Below are 15,716 nucleotides of genomic sequence, written 5' to 3' on the forward strand. Positions count from 1 at the left end.
GTTTTTTTTCACTTGATGTAAGCAATGGAAGAGAAAGTCGTCTTAGGCAATAAAGCCTATTTTGGACCATAAAAACGTCTTCTTAGCATTGCTGATAGTGGGTTGCCTTTCGGCCTGCAAACTTGCCGATCTTCGAACCCCAGACCTTGCCGACCTTGAAAGGGACCGAGACCCGAAGGCCCTCGCGATACTCAATGAAGCCCTGACCCAACCCTATTATGAACAATTGGCCGCATCGACGGTCTATACCGTCTGGGCCAAGGATAATTGGCGTAGCTACTTGGCGTGGTCAAACCCCCTTCCAAAAGACAACAAAGCCATGGAACTTCGCTATCGCACCCGGTCATTCGACGGACAATTGCGGTACACCGAATCGCGACGGAATCGAACCTACGGCGTACAATCGCACAAAGCGTATCGTTTTGAAAACGAGGGTGCCGCCCGCTTCAAAAACCGTCCAAAATTGGTCTTTGGCCTGACCGCAATCCAATATTTCTTTGAACTCCCCATACGTTTGCGCAACGCACCGATTTTAAAATACGCGGGCAGTACGGAATTCGAAGGACGCCGTTATGAACTGGTTTTGGCCAGCTGGAAGCAGCTTGCCCCCCATCCGGAAAATGACCAATACTTGCTGTACTTCGATAGCGAAACCAAGGTGCTACGGTTTGCCAACTTTACGATCAGGGACCTCAAATTCCCCGTTCCAAAAAGCCAATACGGTTCGATACGGTTCGAAAGCTTCCATAAGGATGCGACAGGCACTACCTATCCCCGCGAATTGATCATCCAATCAAACCACTTAAAAAAAACGAGCCGGTGGATCCATAAAATAGCGATCGATAGTATGGCCTTTGACAATTTCGACCCCGGATTGTTGCGTCCCGACCCTTCACTCCCTTGGTACGGGGATTCAAAAGCGGGCCTCGATTGATTCGCCGAATTTCCCTTCAAAAAAAGACAGCTTCAATACGATTAATCCCTATTTTTGGGTAGTTCGCTGAAAATCAGTGACACGCAATCTAACACAATCACAATGAAAAAATTTGCAGTGCTTGTTCTAACCATGGTCACTAGTGGTCTTCTCGCCCAAGACGCTATGGTTCAGAATACGATTAAAGGAATTTTGACCCAAAATCAAGGTCAAGTCATTCAATTGGCTGAAGCCTTTTCAGAAGACCAATACGATTGGCGGCCCTCAGACGGGGTCAACTCGGTCGGTGAAGCCTTATTGCACGTTGCGGGAGGCAATTACTTTTTGGCATCCAAAATGGGGTTCCCGCCACCTGAAGATGTCGATATGATGGCCTTGGGAAAAATTACCGGCAAGGAGAATATCATCGCTGCCTTGAAGAAATCAAATGCCTTCGTTTTGGAAAAAATCGATATGGTCGAAACCGCAAAGCTAGGGGATGAAGTCGATTTCGGTTTTGCTAAAATGAACATGCTCGGCGGATTACTCGCCATGATGGAACACAATGGCGAACACAAAGGCCAATTGATCGCCTATGCGCGTTCGAACGGCGTGGTACCGCCTTGGAGCCAACAACAATAATCGCAAAAGCCCCGTTTGGGGCTTTTTTTATGTCTTAAGGGAGCTGGCCCACTATTGGGTGAGATATACCACTTTCTTCGTCTCGAAAAAATCTTCCTTGAAAAAGTCCTTTAGATCAAAAATCTCCGCTTCGGGGAAGTTGGCAAGCTCCTCGGTCAAATCCCCTCCTTTCAAGTACAGAATACCGTTTTTACGTTCGTGAAGCGAGCGTTTTTTGAGTTTTCCGTCGGTCCAGTGCACAAAGGTCGGCATGGCGGCCACGGCCCGGCTCACGATGAAATCGAACTTTCCATGATGCGCTTCGACCCTACCGTGAAAGGTAGTAACGTTCTCAAGACCCAGTCCTTCTTTGACTTCTTCGACCACCTTTATTTTCTTACCGATGGAATCGACTAAGGTAAATCGGGTCTTTGGAAATAGGATGGCCAACGGAATACCAGGAAACCCACCACCAGTGCCTACGTCAAGCACATCCGCACCTTCATTGAACCGCTGCACCTTGGCAATGCCCAAAGAATGGAGCACATGCCTCAGGTATAGCTCTTCGATATCCTTTCTTGAAACGACATTGATCTTTTGGTTCCAATCCTGGTAGAGTCCGGCCAACCGCTCGAATTGGTTTTTTTGAACGTCGTTTAGAGTGGTAAAATATTCATAAACTAAGGCTGCATTCATCGACCAATTGTTAATTTGGCCAAAAATAATACTTTTAGGTACCTTACAACCGTTTTCAAAATGGTGGCCTTCCCACTGCAGGTTTGGTTACCTTTGTAAAAAATAAATTTATGGAAAAGGAGACCATCCGATTCTCAAGAAAAGATTCCGCCCAATTCTTCAGAACACTCAACAAAAGGGTCAACACCTATTTTAGCGAAAATAAAATCAAAAAAACGGGGAATTGGAAACTACACCTCAAGACCATCGTCATGTTCGCGATTTTCTTGACCCCCTATTTTCTCATTCTCACTTTGGACCTCCCTTTTTGGGCCTACATGTTACTCACCATCACCATGGGTGTCGGCATGGCCGGTGTGGGCATGAACGTGATGCATGACGGCAACCACGGCTCGTATTCCAACAAAAAATGGGTAAACAAATTGATGGGAAGCAGCATCTACATCCTTGCTGGCAATGTCTACAATTGGCAGGTACAGCACAACGTGCTACACCACACCTATACGAATATCCATGAGCATGACGAAGATATGGAAGCGGGTCGCATCCTTCGGTTCTCCAAGCATGCCGAATGGCGCAAACACCACAAGTTCCAGCATTATTATTCCATATTGCTGTATGGCCTTTTGACCTTCAACTGGGCCATTACGACTGACTTTCAACAGATGTACCGCTATATGAAGCGCAAACTGTCTTATGGCAAATTGCCGAATCCGGTGATCAATTGGAGTACCTTGGTGGTGACCAAATTGATTTATATCACGGTTTGGATCGTATTGCCGATGGTTTTCGTCGATGCTCCTTGGTGGCAAGTATTATTAGGGTTCTTCATCATGCACTATGTTGCCGGAGTGATCTTGAGCGTCATCTTCCAATTGGCCCATATCGTCGATGATGCCGATACCCCGTTGCCCGATGAAAGCGGAACCATGAAAAATACCTGGGCGATCCACCAACTGTTCACTACGGTCAATTTCGGTACCAAAAACCGGATCGTCAACTGGTTTACCGGTGGTCTGAACCATCAGGTCGAACATCATATCTTCCCGAACATCAGCCACATCCATTACACAAAAATTTCGAAAATTGTGAAACAGACGGCCAAGGAATTTAATTTGCCGTACAATGAATATAAAACTACCAGAAAAGCTATAATTTCGCACTTCAAACACTTGAAAGAACTGGGCAAACAGCCCGTTTTGCAATACTAGCAAACCACGACTTATGGACAACCGACTTTCTGACCGCATTAATAGTTTAGTGCCTTCGGCCACCCTAGCTATGGCCGCTAAGGCCAGGGAATTACGAGCCGAGGGAAAGGACATCATCGGACTGAGTTTGGGGGAACCCGATTTCAATACTCCCGATTTCATTAAGGAAGCAGCGAAGCAGGCCGTAGACGACAATTACAACTCCTATACCCCGGTAGACGGCTATGTGGAACTTAAGGAAGCGATCATCACCAAATTCAAACGCGATAACGGGCTCGATTACGAACCTTCACAGATCGTCGTGTCCACTGGGGCGAAACAAGCCCTGTACAATGTCGCCCAAGCTTGTTTGAACGCTGGAGACGAAGTGATCTTGCCTTGCCCGTATTGGGTTAGCTATTCGGATATCGTAAAATTGACGGGCGGGGTGCCGGTCGAAGTGGCCACCACCTTGGAAAACGATTTCAAAATGACACCGGAACAATTGGAAGCGGCTATTACCCCAAAAACCAAAATGCTTTGGTACAGCTCGCCCTGTAACCCCAGTGGTTCGATTTATAGCAAAGAAGAATTGCGCGGACTTGCCGATGTCTTACAAAAACACCCCCAGATCATCGTGGTCAGTGACGAAATCTATGAGCACATCAACTATGGGGGTACGCCGCACGCCTCCATGGCTTCCTTTGAAGACATGTATAACCGTACGGTGACCGTGAACGGTGTGGCCAAAGCCTTTGCCATGACCGGATGGAGGATCGGTTATATCGGCGCACCTAGTTATATCGCCAGGGCTTCGAACAAATTGCAGGGCCAAGTCACCAGTGGAGCGAATTGTATTGCACAGCGTGCCGTAATCACCGCTTTGACCGAATCCCCAGATCGCGTGCAGTATATGGTGGATGAGTTTAAAAACAGACGGCAATTGATCTTGTCGTTGCTCAACGACATCGACGGGTTCGAATGCAATGAACCCCAAGGGGCTTTTTATGTGTTTCCAAATATTTCGGCTTTTTTCGGTAAGGAATTGAATGGGGTCACCATCAACAATGCTTCCGATTTCTCCTTGTACCTTTTGGAACATGCCAACGTAGCCACCGTTACCGGTGATGCCTTCGGAAACGGAACGGGTATCCGAATTTCCTATGCGGCCTCTGAGGCCCAGATTACCGAAGCCATTGCGCGGATCAAAAAAGCGGTAGGCCAATAACTTATCGCACCAAGAAGCCGTTTTTCAGTGGGTCATTGGGGTCGATTACGAAAGTGTGGCTGCCCGTGATATAGGCCATTCCCTCTACTTTGGGAACGACCGCCTGGTAAAGACCATAGGGTAAGCGTTCGACCACACTACCCTTAAAGGTGGACCCCGTAATACTTTCGATTTCTATCGGTTGGTCCAATTGGATCTCTTTTCGACGATCATGGATGGCCATGCGTCCTGAAACCCCGGATCCCGTTGGGCAACGGTCTACCTCGCCATCGGCGAAAATACAGACGTTTTTGCTATGCAAGCCCGCTCTGGATGCGGTATCGATGAATATGGTGCCGTAAAGAAACCCCAAGTCGGATTCAAAGGGATGATCGATGACCCTTTCGCTAGCGATGATCCCTTTTTTGATACGCATACCGACATCGATAAGCCGTGTTACGAGATCTGGTCGGAGTTCGAGTCCCAAGGAGTTCTTCGCCAAATCGACATAGGCATAAAAAGCCCCTCCATAGGCGAGATCATAGCGGACCGTCCCCAAACCGGGCAACTCGATTTGGGCATCCAAGGCCAGTACAAAACTCGGCACACAGTGAAAAGCCACTTTTTGTACGTTTTTTTGGGCATCGAAATCGACAAACGAAGTGATCCGCCCGCATGGCGCATCGATAATCAAGGTATTCGTGCCTGTTTGGATCGGTTTCCAACCTAGGGTAAAGGCCAAGACCGAAATGGCGATAATGGCATGACCGCACATGGTACTATATCCTTCATTATGCATAAAGATGATACCGAAATCAGCGGTAGCATCATTTGGTGGTACCAAGAGGCAACCGTACATGTCGGCATGCCCCCTTGGTTCGAACATCAAGGCACGGCGTAAGGTATCGTGCTTCAAAAGACAATCGTTGCGATACTCAAGAACGTTGTTCCCTTGCAATTCCGGAAAACCGTCCAAAATCACCCGTAAAGGCTCACCACCTGTATGGAGGTCCATGGTTTTAATTTGCAACCAATCATCAGGAAGGTCAGGTTGCCTAAAACGTTTGCTATTCAAATAGGTATTACCCATGGGTGGATTTTTGATAATAATATTGGGCCGCCACCAAATCTTCCAAGGCATGGCCGACCGATTTGAAAACCGTTACCTCCCCATCATTGGTACGGCCTGGTTTCGCACCACTGGTCAATTCAGCCAAATCCGCTCTGATATGGGTAGCATCGATGCGGCCCTTTCGTATTGGTATGGCGAGATCACCGGCTTCTTCGAGTGCCATCATGGAGTCGACATACACTTGCGATCCAATGATGACATCGGTATCCGATTCGCGCATATCGGGTTTATAGGCACCGACTAAATCGACATGCTGACCCGGAACCAATAGCTTACCAAAAACCAAGGGGTCTGGAGAAAGGGTGGCACAAGAAACGATATCCACCGATGAAAGCACCGATTCGATGGTAGCTACGGCTTCAATGGAAAATGTGGCACCACCCAGCGCTTCGACAATGGCCTGTGCTTTGGAAAAATCGCGGCCCCAAACGTAGATTTGAGTCAATGGCCGTACCGAAGCATGGGCCAAAATCAGGTTTTTGGATAAGGCGCCGGTTCCGATCATCAGCAGGGAGCGGGCATCGGATCTCGATAGAAAAGTGGAAGCCAGGGCTGAGGCTGCTGCCGTACGTTTCGCAGTGAGTACTTTGGCGTCCATAATCGCTTTCAGGGTACCGGTAGCGGCATCCATATAGAGATAGATGCCTTGAATGGCCGGCATCCCTTTTTTGGAGTTTTCCGGGTTCACCGTAACCACCTTCACCCCAAGATCTTCACCCAAGGTCCATGCAGGCATGAGAAGCAAGGTATTGCTGGGTGCGTCGGGGCGGTTTTTGAAATCATGATGGTGCCGAGGCGGCACTACGGCCGCACCTGTGGCAAAGGCGACCCCGATGCGTTTTACCAATTCAGGAAAGGAGGTGTGTTCCTCCATGAACGATTTTCCGATAAATAAGGCGTCTTGGAAGTCCAAAGCTATGATTTGATGATCTTAACCGCTCCTAAATGTACACAGAGATTTACAGCTATCCAATCGCGGGTGAAGCTCCGGTTTTACCGACAGTGGAACGATCGTTTCTAGGTACGTCGCCAAAAATAGGGGGTTAATAAAATCAAGACGGTAAACAATTCCAAACGTCCTAAGAGCATCAAGAACGCACACCACCACTTGCCTAAATCGGGCAAGCTGTTGTAATTACTGACGGGATTCAAATCGCCCAAGGCCGGACCTACGTTACCTAAAGAAGAGGCCGCGCCACCAATGGCCGATACGAAATCAAGGCCCATCAAGCCCAATACCAAGGCCCCGATAATGAACAACAACATATAGAGCACGAAAAAGGCGATGATGTTATAGACAATGTGTTCGGTCACCGTTTTGTTGTTATACCGCACCGGTATGATCGCATTGGTATGCAAGGTGCGCTTGAATTCCAGGATCCCGTTTTTGATGATCAATAAGTGCCGCATGACCTTGATCCCCCCTGCCGTGGATCCCGCAGAACCCCCCAGGAACATCAATCCAAAAAAGAAAATGGTGAGAAAAGGGGTCCAAGAGGTGAAATCAGCCGTAACGAATCCGGTGGTGGTCACGATGGCCAACACTTGGAACAAGCCATGTCGGAACGCGCTTTCGAAGCCCCCGAAAACCTGCGGATGAAAATCGGAAACCGGCATGTTCGCCCGAAAATAGACGATCAAGGTCGCCACAATGGTAAAGATGATGATGAAAATGCTATATACCTTGAATTCTTCATCCTTGATCACTCGCTGCACCTTTCCGGTAAAAGCAAAATAGCTCATCACGAAATTGGCACCTGCCAAAAACATGAACAACATGGTTATGTATTGGATCAAAGGCTGGGCGTTCCAATAGGCCAAACTAGCGTTTTTGGTAGAGAACCCACCCGTAGACAAGGTCGCCAAAGCATGATTGGCCGCATCGAAAAAGGACATCCCGGCCAAACGCAACAAAAGGGTTTCGGCAATGGTGTATCCGACATAAATAAGCCAAAGCCGTTTGGCAGTATCGGTAATCCGGGGATGGAGCTTGTCTCCTCCAGGTCCAGGAGCCTCTGCCGCAAAAAGCTGCATACCACCGATTCCGAGCAGTGGCAAAATGGCTATGGCCAAGACGATGATCCCCATACCACCGATCCAATGGGTAAGGCTCCTCCAAAACAGTATCCCTTTGGGCATGGCCTCAATATCATCGAGAATGGAAGCTCCGGTCGTCGTATAGCCCGAAATTGTCTCAAAAAATGCATTGGTCAAACTGGGAATAGTGCCCGAAAAAATATAGGGCAATACCCCGGAGATCGACATGATCAACCATCCGAAAGTCACGATAATGTACCCCTCTTTACGTTTTACCTCTTTGCGATGTCCCCGGGTGTAGAACATAGCCATAACCCCCACCAACATGGTGACGATAGCAGCCAAGGTGATATCAAGTGTCGCCCCATCCTTGTAAATTCCGCTGACCAACGCGGCCACGAACATAAACGAGCCGTTGCAAAGCAATAATAGGCCCATGATGTGAACGATGATCCGGAAATTCAATCCCATCATAAAAAGAGCTTTTCTATCTGGGGAATGGCCTTGGGTAGACTGCAGACCACGACCTTATCCCCTTCGGCGATCTTGAAATCGCCCAAGGCGATGATCCCTTTGCCATCGCGGATGACCCCGCCTATGATGGCTTCCCTTGGAAAATTCAATTCGCGGATGATCTCTCCGTTCACTACGGATGAGGCCTTTACTTCGAACTCCAAAATTTCGGCGTTCAAACTGTTCAACCGGGTCAAAGCCAGCACCTCTCCCCTTCTGACATAGCGGAAAATGTTGTTGGCTGCCAAAAGTTTTTTGTTGATCAAGGTGTCAATACCGATAGACTGCGACAACTGGAAATAATCCATGTTCTCGACCAAGGCAATGGTCTTTTTGATCTTTTTCGATTTGGCCACGAGGCATGACATGATGTTGGTTTCCGAATTCCCCGTGACTGCGATGAAGGCATCCATCGATTCCAAACTTTCCTCTTCCAAAAGCTCCACGTTTCGTCCGTCGCCATTGATCACCAAGGCATTCGGAAGATCATCGGCCATATCAAAAGCTTTTTCTTTGCTCTTCTCAATCAGCTTGACATTGAATTTCTTTGCGCAAAGATCTCGTGCGGTATTGTATCCGACCTTGCTACCACCTAAAATCATCACGTTTTTGATGTCTTTCTTTTGCATCCCGGTGAGCTTGTACAACTCTTCAACCCCTTCAGCAGCTGTGATGAAATAGACCTGATCGCCTTCCTTGAAGACGGTATCACCCCTAGGAATTAGGGTATATTGCGTGCCCATACGTTGTAGGGCGATCGGCATGAAATGGATCTCAGGAAAGATCTTTGCCGCTTCTTTCACCATCTTTCCGACGAAAGGGGCCGATTTCGGTAAGAACACCCCCACCATGGTCAATAGGCCCGCTTCAAATTCGTAGGTATCGTTGAAAGCCGATTGGTTTAGAAGCAATTGAATCTCACTTGCCGCCAATTCTTCGGGTGAGATCAGCTCATCGATGCCCAACTCGTCGAATTTGATCAATTGCCGGTTGTCTACGAATTCGGTATTCGATATCCTGGCAATGGTTTTCTTGCACCCCAATTGTTTGGCCAACAAACAAAGGGTGAGGTTGGTGGTTTCGGACGAAGTTACCCCAATGACCAAATCGGAAGCCGCCACCTTGGCATCTTGCAGTACTTCAATTGAGGTGGCATCACCTCGAAGTACCCTGATGTCCAAATGGTTGTCGGCATAGGAGAGACTTTCTTTATCCGTATCGATCAGGGTAATTTCCTGGGCCTCGTATGACAAGAGTTTGGCCAAATGAAATCCAACTTCACCAGCTCCTGCAATGATTATCTTCATTTTGCTTTTCTACGTTTAAAAAGAATCACCGTATATCATTAACGTTTCTCGGAAAGCGTGTCTGTCATGCGGCATGGGCATGCCCTTCTTAAAATCCAAAGTGTTGATTTTCGGCAAAATTACATAATTTATTTTGTTGCCCTACTACCGGGCATGGGCAACGAGATTGTATCTTTGCACCCAAAATTCCGCTATGTCGCAAAACGTACGACCCTATGACGATTCCGAAAAGGGGAAAAAGGAGCAGGTCACCCAGATGTTCGACGCTATTTCTAAAGAATATGACGGATTGAACCGGGTGATTTCGCTGGGTATTGACGTAAAGTGGCGTAAAAAGGTGGTCAAGGAAGTCGCCAAAGCAAAACCGGAAAGCGTACTTGATATCGCTACGGGCACTGGTGATCTCGCGGTCAATTTGGTCGAAACGGGGGCCAAAAAGATCATTGGCCTCGATATCTCCCCCGGGATGTTGGAAGTCGGCAAGGAAAAGATCCTTAAAAAAGGGCTCGATGCTACCATCACCATGCAATTGGGGGATAGTGAGCACCTTCCTTTTGACGACAACAGCTTTGATGCCATCACGGTATCCTTTGGGGTTCGGAATTTTGAAAATTTGGAAAAAGGGTTAGCCGAGATATACCGGGTATTGAAACCCGGAGGTTCTTTCGTGGTGTTGGAAACCTCGGTACCGGTTAAATTTCCATTCAAACAAGGGTACCACCTGTATTCAGGCTACCTTTTACCCGCCATTGGGCGTTGGTTTTCAAAAGATCGGACAGCCTATCGCTACCTGTCGAAATCAGCGGCCGTCTTTCCACATGGTGAGGAGTTCAACAATATTTTAAGTAAAACGGGGTTTATAGCTATAGAGAACAAACCCCAAACGTTCGGGGTTGCCACTATTTATGTAGCGTCAAAGTAACTGAATGAAAAAAACCTCATCGTTTTTGTTGTTGACCGCGTTCTGCTGTCTAACGATACATGCCCAATTCGGAAAAGATCCGATCCTCAATATCCAAAATGAGGATAAGAAGCTTATCAATTTCGGGTACTTTCTCGGATTCAACCAATATGATTTCCAATTTGAATATGAAAACGACATTGGGCAAGACGTCTTGGTCAATAAAAGTTTTGGCTTCAATGTCGGGGTATTGGGGGAATTACGCATCAATGAATTCCTGGATTTCCGCTTTGAGCCCGGCCTGTTATATACCCAAAGGGATTTGGGCTTTCCGAACTTTGAGGAAGCCAATGATGCCATTCGTGAAGTCCGGTCGACCTATATTCGCTTTCCGTTCCTGCTCAAGGTCAGTACCCGTAGGTTCAATAATATCAAACCTTTTGTCATCGGCGGGGTCTACACCGCACTTAACCTAGGTGCCAAAGAAGACAGTTTGGAAGACAATAGCAGCGGGGAGTTCCGGATGAAGAAAAACGTTTATGGCTATGAATTGGGGTTCGGGATCGATTTCTACACCGAATACTTCAAGTTTACCCCTTCGATTCGCGGCGTGTTCGCCCTAAATGACGAACTGGTGCGGGATGAGGACCCGAATAGCCCATGGACCGGCAACATCAATGCCATGCGTACCCGGGGTATTTTCATCAATTTTACTTTCGAATAAGCTACCTGCGCAATTCACTGAGGCAGATGGCGGTCGCATTGGCCACGTTCAAACTCTCGGCCAGACTGTCACCATGCGATGGGATACCGATTTTTTCAGTGATCCGTTGGGTGACTTCGGTTGAGATTCCAGACCCTTCGTTCCCCATGATCAACACTCCTTTTTCCGGAAACCGTGCCTTATAAATCGAATTTCCTTCCATGAAGGTTCCATAGATCGGTCCGTCATACTGATCCAAAAAGGGAAGCAAATCGGAATAAACCACATTGACCCGCGCGAACGAACCCATTGTAGCTTGCAGCACCTTGGGATTGTATACATCGGCCGTATCCTCAGAGCAAATCAGGGTGCCAACACCGAACCAATCGCAAAGCCGGATGATGGTCCCCAGATTTCCGGGATCCCGAACACCATCCAAAACCAATAGCCAACCTTTGGTATCGGGTGGTCGGGTCTCGGGCATGTGGAAAACCCCTAAAACCCCGTTCGGATTGCGTAACGCACTAATTTTTTCAAGTGCTTTGTCAGGTATGCTTAGCTGTTCGGGATGGCTAAAAAATTCCTGTTGAGCTTCGGTCACTAAAAGTTCAAAGGGTCGCATGCCGGCTTGAACCAGTTCATCGACCATTTTTTTACCTTCCACAAAAAAGAGTCGGTGTTGATTTCGGTACTTTTTTTGATGTAAGCTCTTGATCAGCTTAAGTCGGTTTTTGCTAACCATATGAAATCATGTAATTTTGACCTTTATGAAGCTACGGTTGGTGCTTAAAAAAAGTAAGGCAAAAATAGGTTTATTCTTATTAGCATGTGCCTTAGCTTCTTGCAATGCGATCAAAAAGGTCGGAGACGAGGAGTTATTGCTCACGAAGAACAGCATCTATGCCGATAGTGTCAAAGTCACCGATGACGCCATTAAAAACCTGATTTCACAACGCCCGAACAGCAGTGTACTCGGGTATCCGCTGCGTTTGAACATTTATAATCTCGCCAAGGAAAATCCGGATTCCCTTTACCAAGACTGGTTGCAGCGCAAACCGAAACGCAAAAAACGATTGGGGCGTTTGCTTTCGAACAAACAGGTCGATCGCCTGGGTCAATCCTTTGTTGTAAAAGGCTACAGCAACCTTTTTAAGCGCATTGGTGAAGCACCGGCGATTATCGACACCGTTCGAACGAACAAGTCCATGGAACGCCTTGAAACCTATTACGGAAGCAAGGGGTACTTCAACAACCAAGCGTCTTATGAAATCAAACCCTATGGCAAACGTAAACGGGCTGAAATCAACTATCACGTGGCTTTGGGCAAACCTTATTTTATCGATAGCCTCTCACAGAACATCGCCTCAAAAGACCTCGATTCGATCTTGGCTCGAAATGTGGAAGGCTCATTGGTCAAGGCGGGTGAACAATTCGACTTGGCCAAATTCGGTGGTGAGCGCCAACGCTTGACCAACTTGTTCAGGAATTCAGGCATCTACAATTTTCAAGAGAGTTCGATCAATTATAATATTTTGAGGGATACCACCCAATTGGCCGACGATCAGAAGATGGATGTGGAACTCAATATCGAAAACCTGAAACGTCCGGGCGATTCGGTCGGAACCTTGGCTTATCAAGTCAATCGCTTTAAAAATATCAACATCTACTCGGATTATCGGTTCAATACCGACAAAAGCACCTTGGATTCGATTACGTATGAGAATTACACCATTTTCTTTCAAGAGGAACTCAAATACCGGCCCGAAGCCTTGACCGATGCGATTTTCTTTGAAAAAGACAGCATTTACCGGGAGTTGGATGAGATCCGTAGTAAACGCCAGATTGTCAACCTGAACACCTTCAAATACCCCAGTTTTGAGCTGGTACCTGATGAAACCGGGCGATACCTCACCTCGAACATCTATTTGGTGCCCCGCTCGAAGTATTCGTTGGGCTTGGATTTTGACATCAGCAGGTCCAATATCCAGCAGCTAGGCGCAGGTTTTAGTACTTCGGTCATCACCAGAAATATTTTCGGCGGGGCCGAAACCTTGAGTTTGTCGGCAAGGGGATCCATCGGTTTTTTAAGTGATAATGCGTCCGACGAGACCTTTACCTCCGAAATCGGGGGTGATATCAACCTCACCTTCCCAAGAATTTGGTTCCCGATCAATACGGAAAAAATCATCCCGTATTATATGGTTCCCCAGACCCGGGTATCGATCGGTACCAACTTTCAGCAAAACATCGGTTTGGATCGGCAGTCGTTGAATTCCATTGTGAGCTACAGTTGGTCTCCTTCGAATTTTCAGAAGAACACCCTCGAACTATTGAATATCGAGTTCGTTCGCAATACCGACACTGGGGACTTTTACAATGTGTATGGCAACACCTACAACTCGCTTGACGGTATTGCCGATGCCTACGAGGATGTTGAAGGATTCGAAGGATTTTTCGATGAAAACGTGGATGCTGCATCCGATCCGGACGATGAACCCGAACTGATCATCACCGACGGTACCACGGGGTTCACCGACGCCATCCTCAACCAAGGCCTGGCCTTGGACCAAGATGATTTCGATCAGGTGCGCAGTATTGAAGAGCGGAGGGTACGGTTGACGAGCAACAACCTGATCTTTAGTTCGAACTTCACCTACCAGAAAGACAATCGGGTCGATATCAAGGACAATAATTTCTTCCAATACCGCATCCGTTTGGAAAGTGCGGGGAATATGCTGGCCCTTTTCGAGAATTTCATCCCCTTCAATCAAAACGATAGCGAACAGGGCTTGGTGTTCAACGTACCCTATTCCCAATACGTGAAAACGGAATTCGACTACATCAAACACTGGAGCCTTTCGAACACCAATGTACTGGCGTTTCGGGGCTTTATGGGTTTGGCCATACCCTACGGCAATTCGGACAACATCCCGTTTGTACGCAGTTATTTCGGCGGGGGATCAAATGATAATCGGGCTTGGGATGTATATTCCTTAGGTCCGGGCCGCACCCAGAACCTCAACGATTTCAATGAAGCGAACTTTAAATTGGCCTTTAACCTTGAATACCGATTTCCCATCGTTGGGGATATCAAGGGGGCCTTCTTTGCCGATGCGGGCAATATTTGGAACGTGTTCGATAATGTAGACGACCCCGATGCTACCTTCAACGGTTTTGAATCTTTGGGGGATATCGCCCTGGGTACCGGCTTTGGCCTACGCTACGACTTTACCTATTTCGTCATCCGATTGGATACGGGCTTCAAAACCTACAACCCCGCATTGATCGGTTCAGATCGTTGGTTTACCAACTTCAACCTAAACGAAGCGGTACTCAATATCGGCATCAATTATCCTTTTTAAGCCTGATTATTTTATTACTTTTGCTTACTGTTTTAACCTGTAACCGACGAAACTATGTCTCATTCCATCAAGCCGGGCGTTGCTACCGGCGATGAAGTCCAGAAAATATTCAACTACGCCAAGGAGAAAGGGTTCGCCCTTCCCGCGGTCAATGTGATCGGATCGAATACGGTTAATGCCGTTTTGGAAACCGCAGCCAATTTGAATTCACCCGTCATCATCCAATTCTCGAATGGTGGGGCCCAATTCAATGCGGGCAAAGGGCTTTCCAATGAAAACCAGCGATCGGCCATTCTTGGGGGTATCGCAGGTGCGAAGCACGTACATGAAATGGCCGAGGCCTATGGGGCAACGGTCATCTTGCATACCGACCACTGTGCCAAAAAACTCTTGCCATGGATCGATGGGCTCTTGGATGCCAGTGAAGCACACTACAAAGCCACCGGAAAATCCTTGTACAGTTCCCATATGATCGACCTTTCAGAGGAACCGATCGAAGAAAATATCGAAATCTGCAAGCAGTACTTGGAGCGCATGGCCAAAATGGACATGACCCTTGAAATCGAATTGGGGGTTACTGGTGGTGAGGAAGACGGTGTTGACAATACCGATGTCGATAGCTCCAAACTTTACACACAGCCCGAAGAAGTGGCTTATGCCTACGAGGAGCTTTCCAAAGTATCGCCACGATTCACCGTAGCGGCCGCTTTCGGAAACGTTCACGGGGTGTACAAACCAGGTAACGTTACCTTGACACCGAAAATCTTGAAAAACTCACAGGAGTTTATCTCGAACAAATACGGCGTTGGTCACAACCATATCGATTTCGTTTTCCATGGAGGTTCGGGATCGTCTCTTGAAGAAATCCGTGAGGCCATCGGTTATGGCGTCGTCAAAATGAACATCGACACCGATTTACAGTACGCCTTCATGGCCGGGGTACGTGACTACGTTCAAGGAAAATCAGGTTATTTGCAATCGCAGATCGGCAATCCTGATGGTGATGATCAACCGAACAAGAAATTCTACGATCCACGCGTATGGCTCCGAGATGGCGAAAAGTCATTCGGAGATCGCTTAAAACAGGCTTTCGAAGACCTGAACAATATCAATACCCTCTAAGCTAAATTCAAT

At 47.5% G+C, this 15,716-nt stretch carries 14 protein-coding genes; 8 read left to right on the forward strand and 6 right to left on the reverse strand.

The window, feature by feature from the left end:
* The first annotated feature begins 61 nt into the window (after nt 1–61).
* Both ABV409_RS00110 and ABV409_RS00115 read left to right on the forward strand, forming a co-directional pair.
* Nucleotides 62–934 (forward strand): hypothetical protein, encoded by an 873-nt coding sequence (locus ABV409_RS00110; protein WP_353875408.1) that lies wholly within the window; start codon nt 62–64, stop codon nt 932–934.
* Between the two features lie 102 nt (nt 935–1,036).
* Nucleotides 1,037–1,555 (forward strand): DinB family protein, encoded by a 519-nt coding sequence (locus ABV409_RS00115; RefSeq protein WP_353875410.1) that lies wholly within the window; start codon nt 1,037–1,039, stop codon nt 1,553–1,555.
* A gap of 51 nt (nt 1,556–1,606) precedes the next feature.
* Here ABV409_RS00115 and rsmG read toward each other — a convergent pair whose 3' ends face one another.
* The gene (rsmG, locus tag ABV409_RS00120) at nt 1,607–2,230 is read right to left on the reverse strand and encodes a 16S rRNA (guanine(527)-N(7))-methyltransferase RsmG (RefSeq protein WP_353875411.1); all 624 of its coding nucleotides are present in this window, start codon (nt 2,228–2,230) and stop codon (nt 1,607–1,609) included.
* A gap of 110 nt (nt 2,231–2,340) precedes the next feature.
* Between rsmG and ABV409_RS00125 the strand changes: the two genes are divergently transcribed.
* Together ABV409_RS00125 and ABV409_RS00130 are read left to right on the forward strand one after the other, a co-directional pair.
* The gene (locus ABV409_RS00125; RefSeq protein WP_353875413.1) at nt 2,341–3,441 is read left to right on the forward strand and encodes a fatty acid desaturase family protein; all 1,101 of its coding nucleotides are present in this window, start codon (nt 2,341–2,343) and stop codon (nt 3,439–3,441) included.
* A gap of 13 nt (nt 3,442–3,454) precedes the next feature.
* Nucleotides 3,455–4,648 carry a pyridoxal phosphate-dependent aminotransferase gene (locus tag ABV409_RS00130; RefSeq protein WP_353875415.1) on the forward strand — a complete coding sequence of 398 codons (1,194 nt, stop codon included), beginning with the start codon at nt 3,455–3,457 and terminating at the stop codon, nt 4,646–4,648.
* 1 nt (nt 4,649) lies between these two features.
* Here ABV409_RS00130 and ABV409_RS00135 read toward each other — a convergent pair whose 3' ends face one another.
* From ABV409_RS00135 to trkA, 4 genes are all read right to left on the reverse strand, one after another.
* The gene (locus tag ABV409_RS00135) at nt 4,650–5,717 is read right to left on the reverse strand and encodes a proline racemase family protein (RefSeq protein ID WP_353875416.1); all 1,068 of its coding nucleotides are present in this window, start codon (nt 5,715–5,717) and stop codon (nt 4,650–4,652) included.
* Nucleotides 5,710–6,672, reverse strand: a complete 963-nt coding sequence (gene lhpI / locus ABV409_RS00140) for a bifunctional Delta(1)-pyrroline-2-carboxylate/Delta(1)-piperideine-2-carboxylate reductase (protein WP_353875418.1) — start codon at nt 6,670–6,672, stop codon at nt 5,710–5,712. The genes ABV409_RS00135 and lhpI overlap by 8 nt, the downstream gene beginning before the upstream one ends.
* A 104-nt stretch (nt 6,673–6,776) precedes the next feature.
* A complete protein-coding gene (locus ABV409_RS00145) occupies nt 6,777–8,267 on the reverse strand; it encodes a TrkH family potassium uptake protein (protein ID WP_353876867.1) in 1,491 nt (496 codons plus the stop codon).
* Complete coding sequence (gene trkA / locus ABV409_RS00150; RefSeq protein WP_353875419.1) at nt 8,267–9,616, reverse strand: Trk system potassium transporter TrkA; 1,350 nt, start codon at nt 9,614–9,616, stop codon at nt 8,267–8,269. Before trkA ends, ABV409_RS00145 begins: the two co-directional genes overlap by 1 nt.
* Before the next feature lie 193 nt (nt 9,617–9,809).
* On the opposite strand from trkA, the gene ubiE reads away from it, so the two are divergent.
* Nucleotides 9,810–10,538: a bifunctional demethylmenaquinone methyltransferase/2-methoxy-6-polyprenyl-1,4-benzoquinol methylase UbiE gene (ubiE, locus tag ABV409_RS00155; protein WP_353875421.1), complete on the forward strand. Its 729-nt coding sequence runs from the start codon at nt 9,810–9,812 to the stop codon at nt 10,536–10,538.
* Between the two features lie 4 nt (nt 10,539–10,542).
* Nucleotides 10,543–11,241, forward strand: a complete 699-nt coding sequence (gene porT / locus ABV409_RS00160) for a type IX secretion/gliding motility protein PorT/SprT (protein WP_353875423.1) — start codon at nt 10,543–10,545, stop codon at nt 11,239–11,241.
* A 1-nt stretch (nt 11,242) separates the two neighbouring features.
* Here porT and ABV409_RS00165 read toward each other — a convergent pair whose 3' ends face one another.
* Nucleotides 11,243–11,962: a TrmH family RNA methyltransferase gene (locus tag ABV409_RS00165; RefSeq protein ID WP_425589984.1), complete on the reverse strand. Its 720-nt coding sequence runs from the start codon at nt 11,960–11,962 to the stop codon at nt 11,243–11,245.
* Nucleotides 11,963–11,987: 25 nt separating this feature from the next.
* Between ABV409_RS00165 and tamL the strand changes: the two genes are divergently transcribed.
* Together tamL and fbaA are read left to right on the forward strand one after the other, a co-directional pair.
* Entirely contained in the window at nt 11,988–14,582 is a 2,595-nt protein-coding gene (gene tamL, locus ABV409_RS00170; protein ID WP_353875425.1) for a translocation and assembly module lipoprotein TamL, read from the forward strand.
* A 54-nt stretch (nt 14,583–14,636) separates the two neighbouring features.
* Nucleotides 14,637–15,704, forward strand: coding sequence for a class II fructose-bisphosphate aldolase (gene fbaA / locus ABV409_RS00175; RefSeq protein ID WP_353875426.1), 1,068 nt, complete (start codon nt 14,637–14,639; stop codon nt 15,702–15,704).
* Nucleotides 15,705–15,716: the final 12 nt, after the last annotated feature.

The organism is Flagellimonas algarum (genome assembly GCF_040513375.1).
Taxonomy (GTDB): domain Bacteria; phylum Bacteroidota; class Bacteroidia; order Flavobacteriales; family Flavobacteriaceae; genus Flagellimonas_B; species Flagellimonas_B algarum.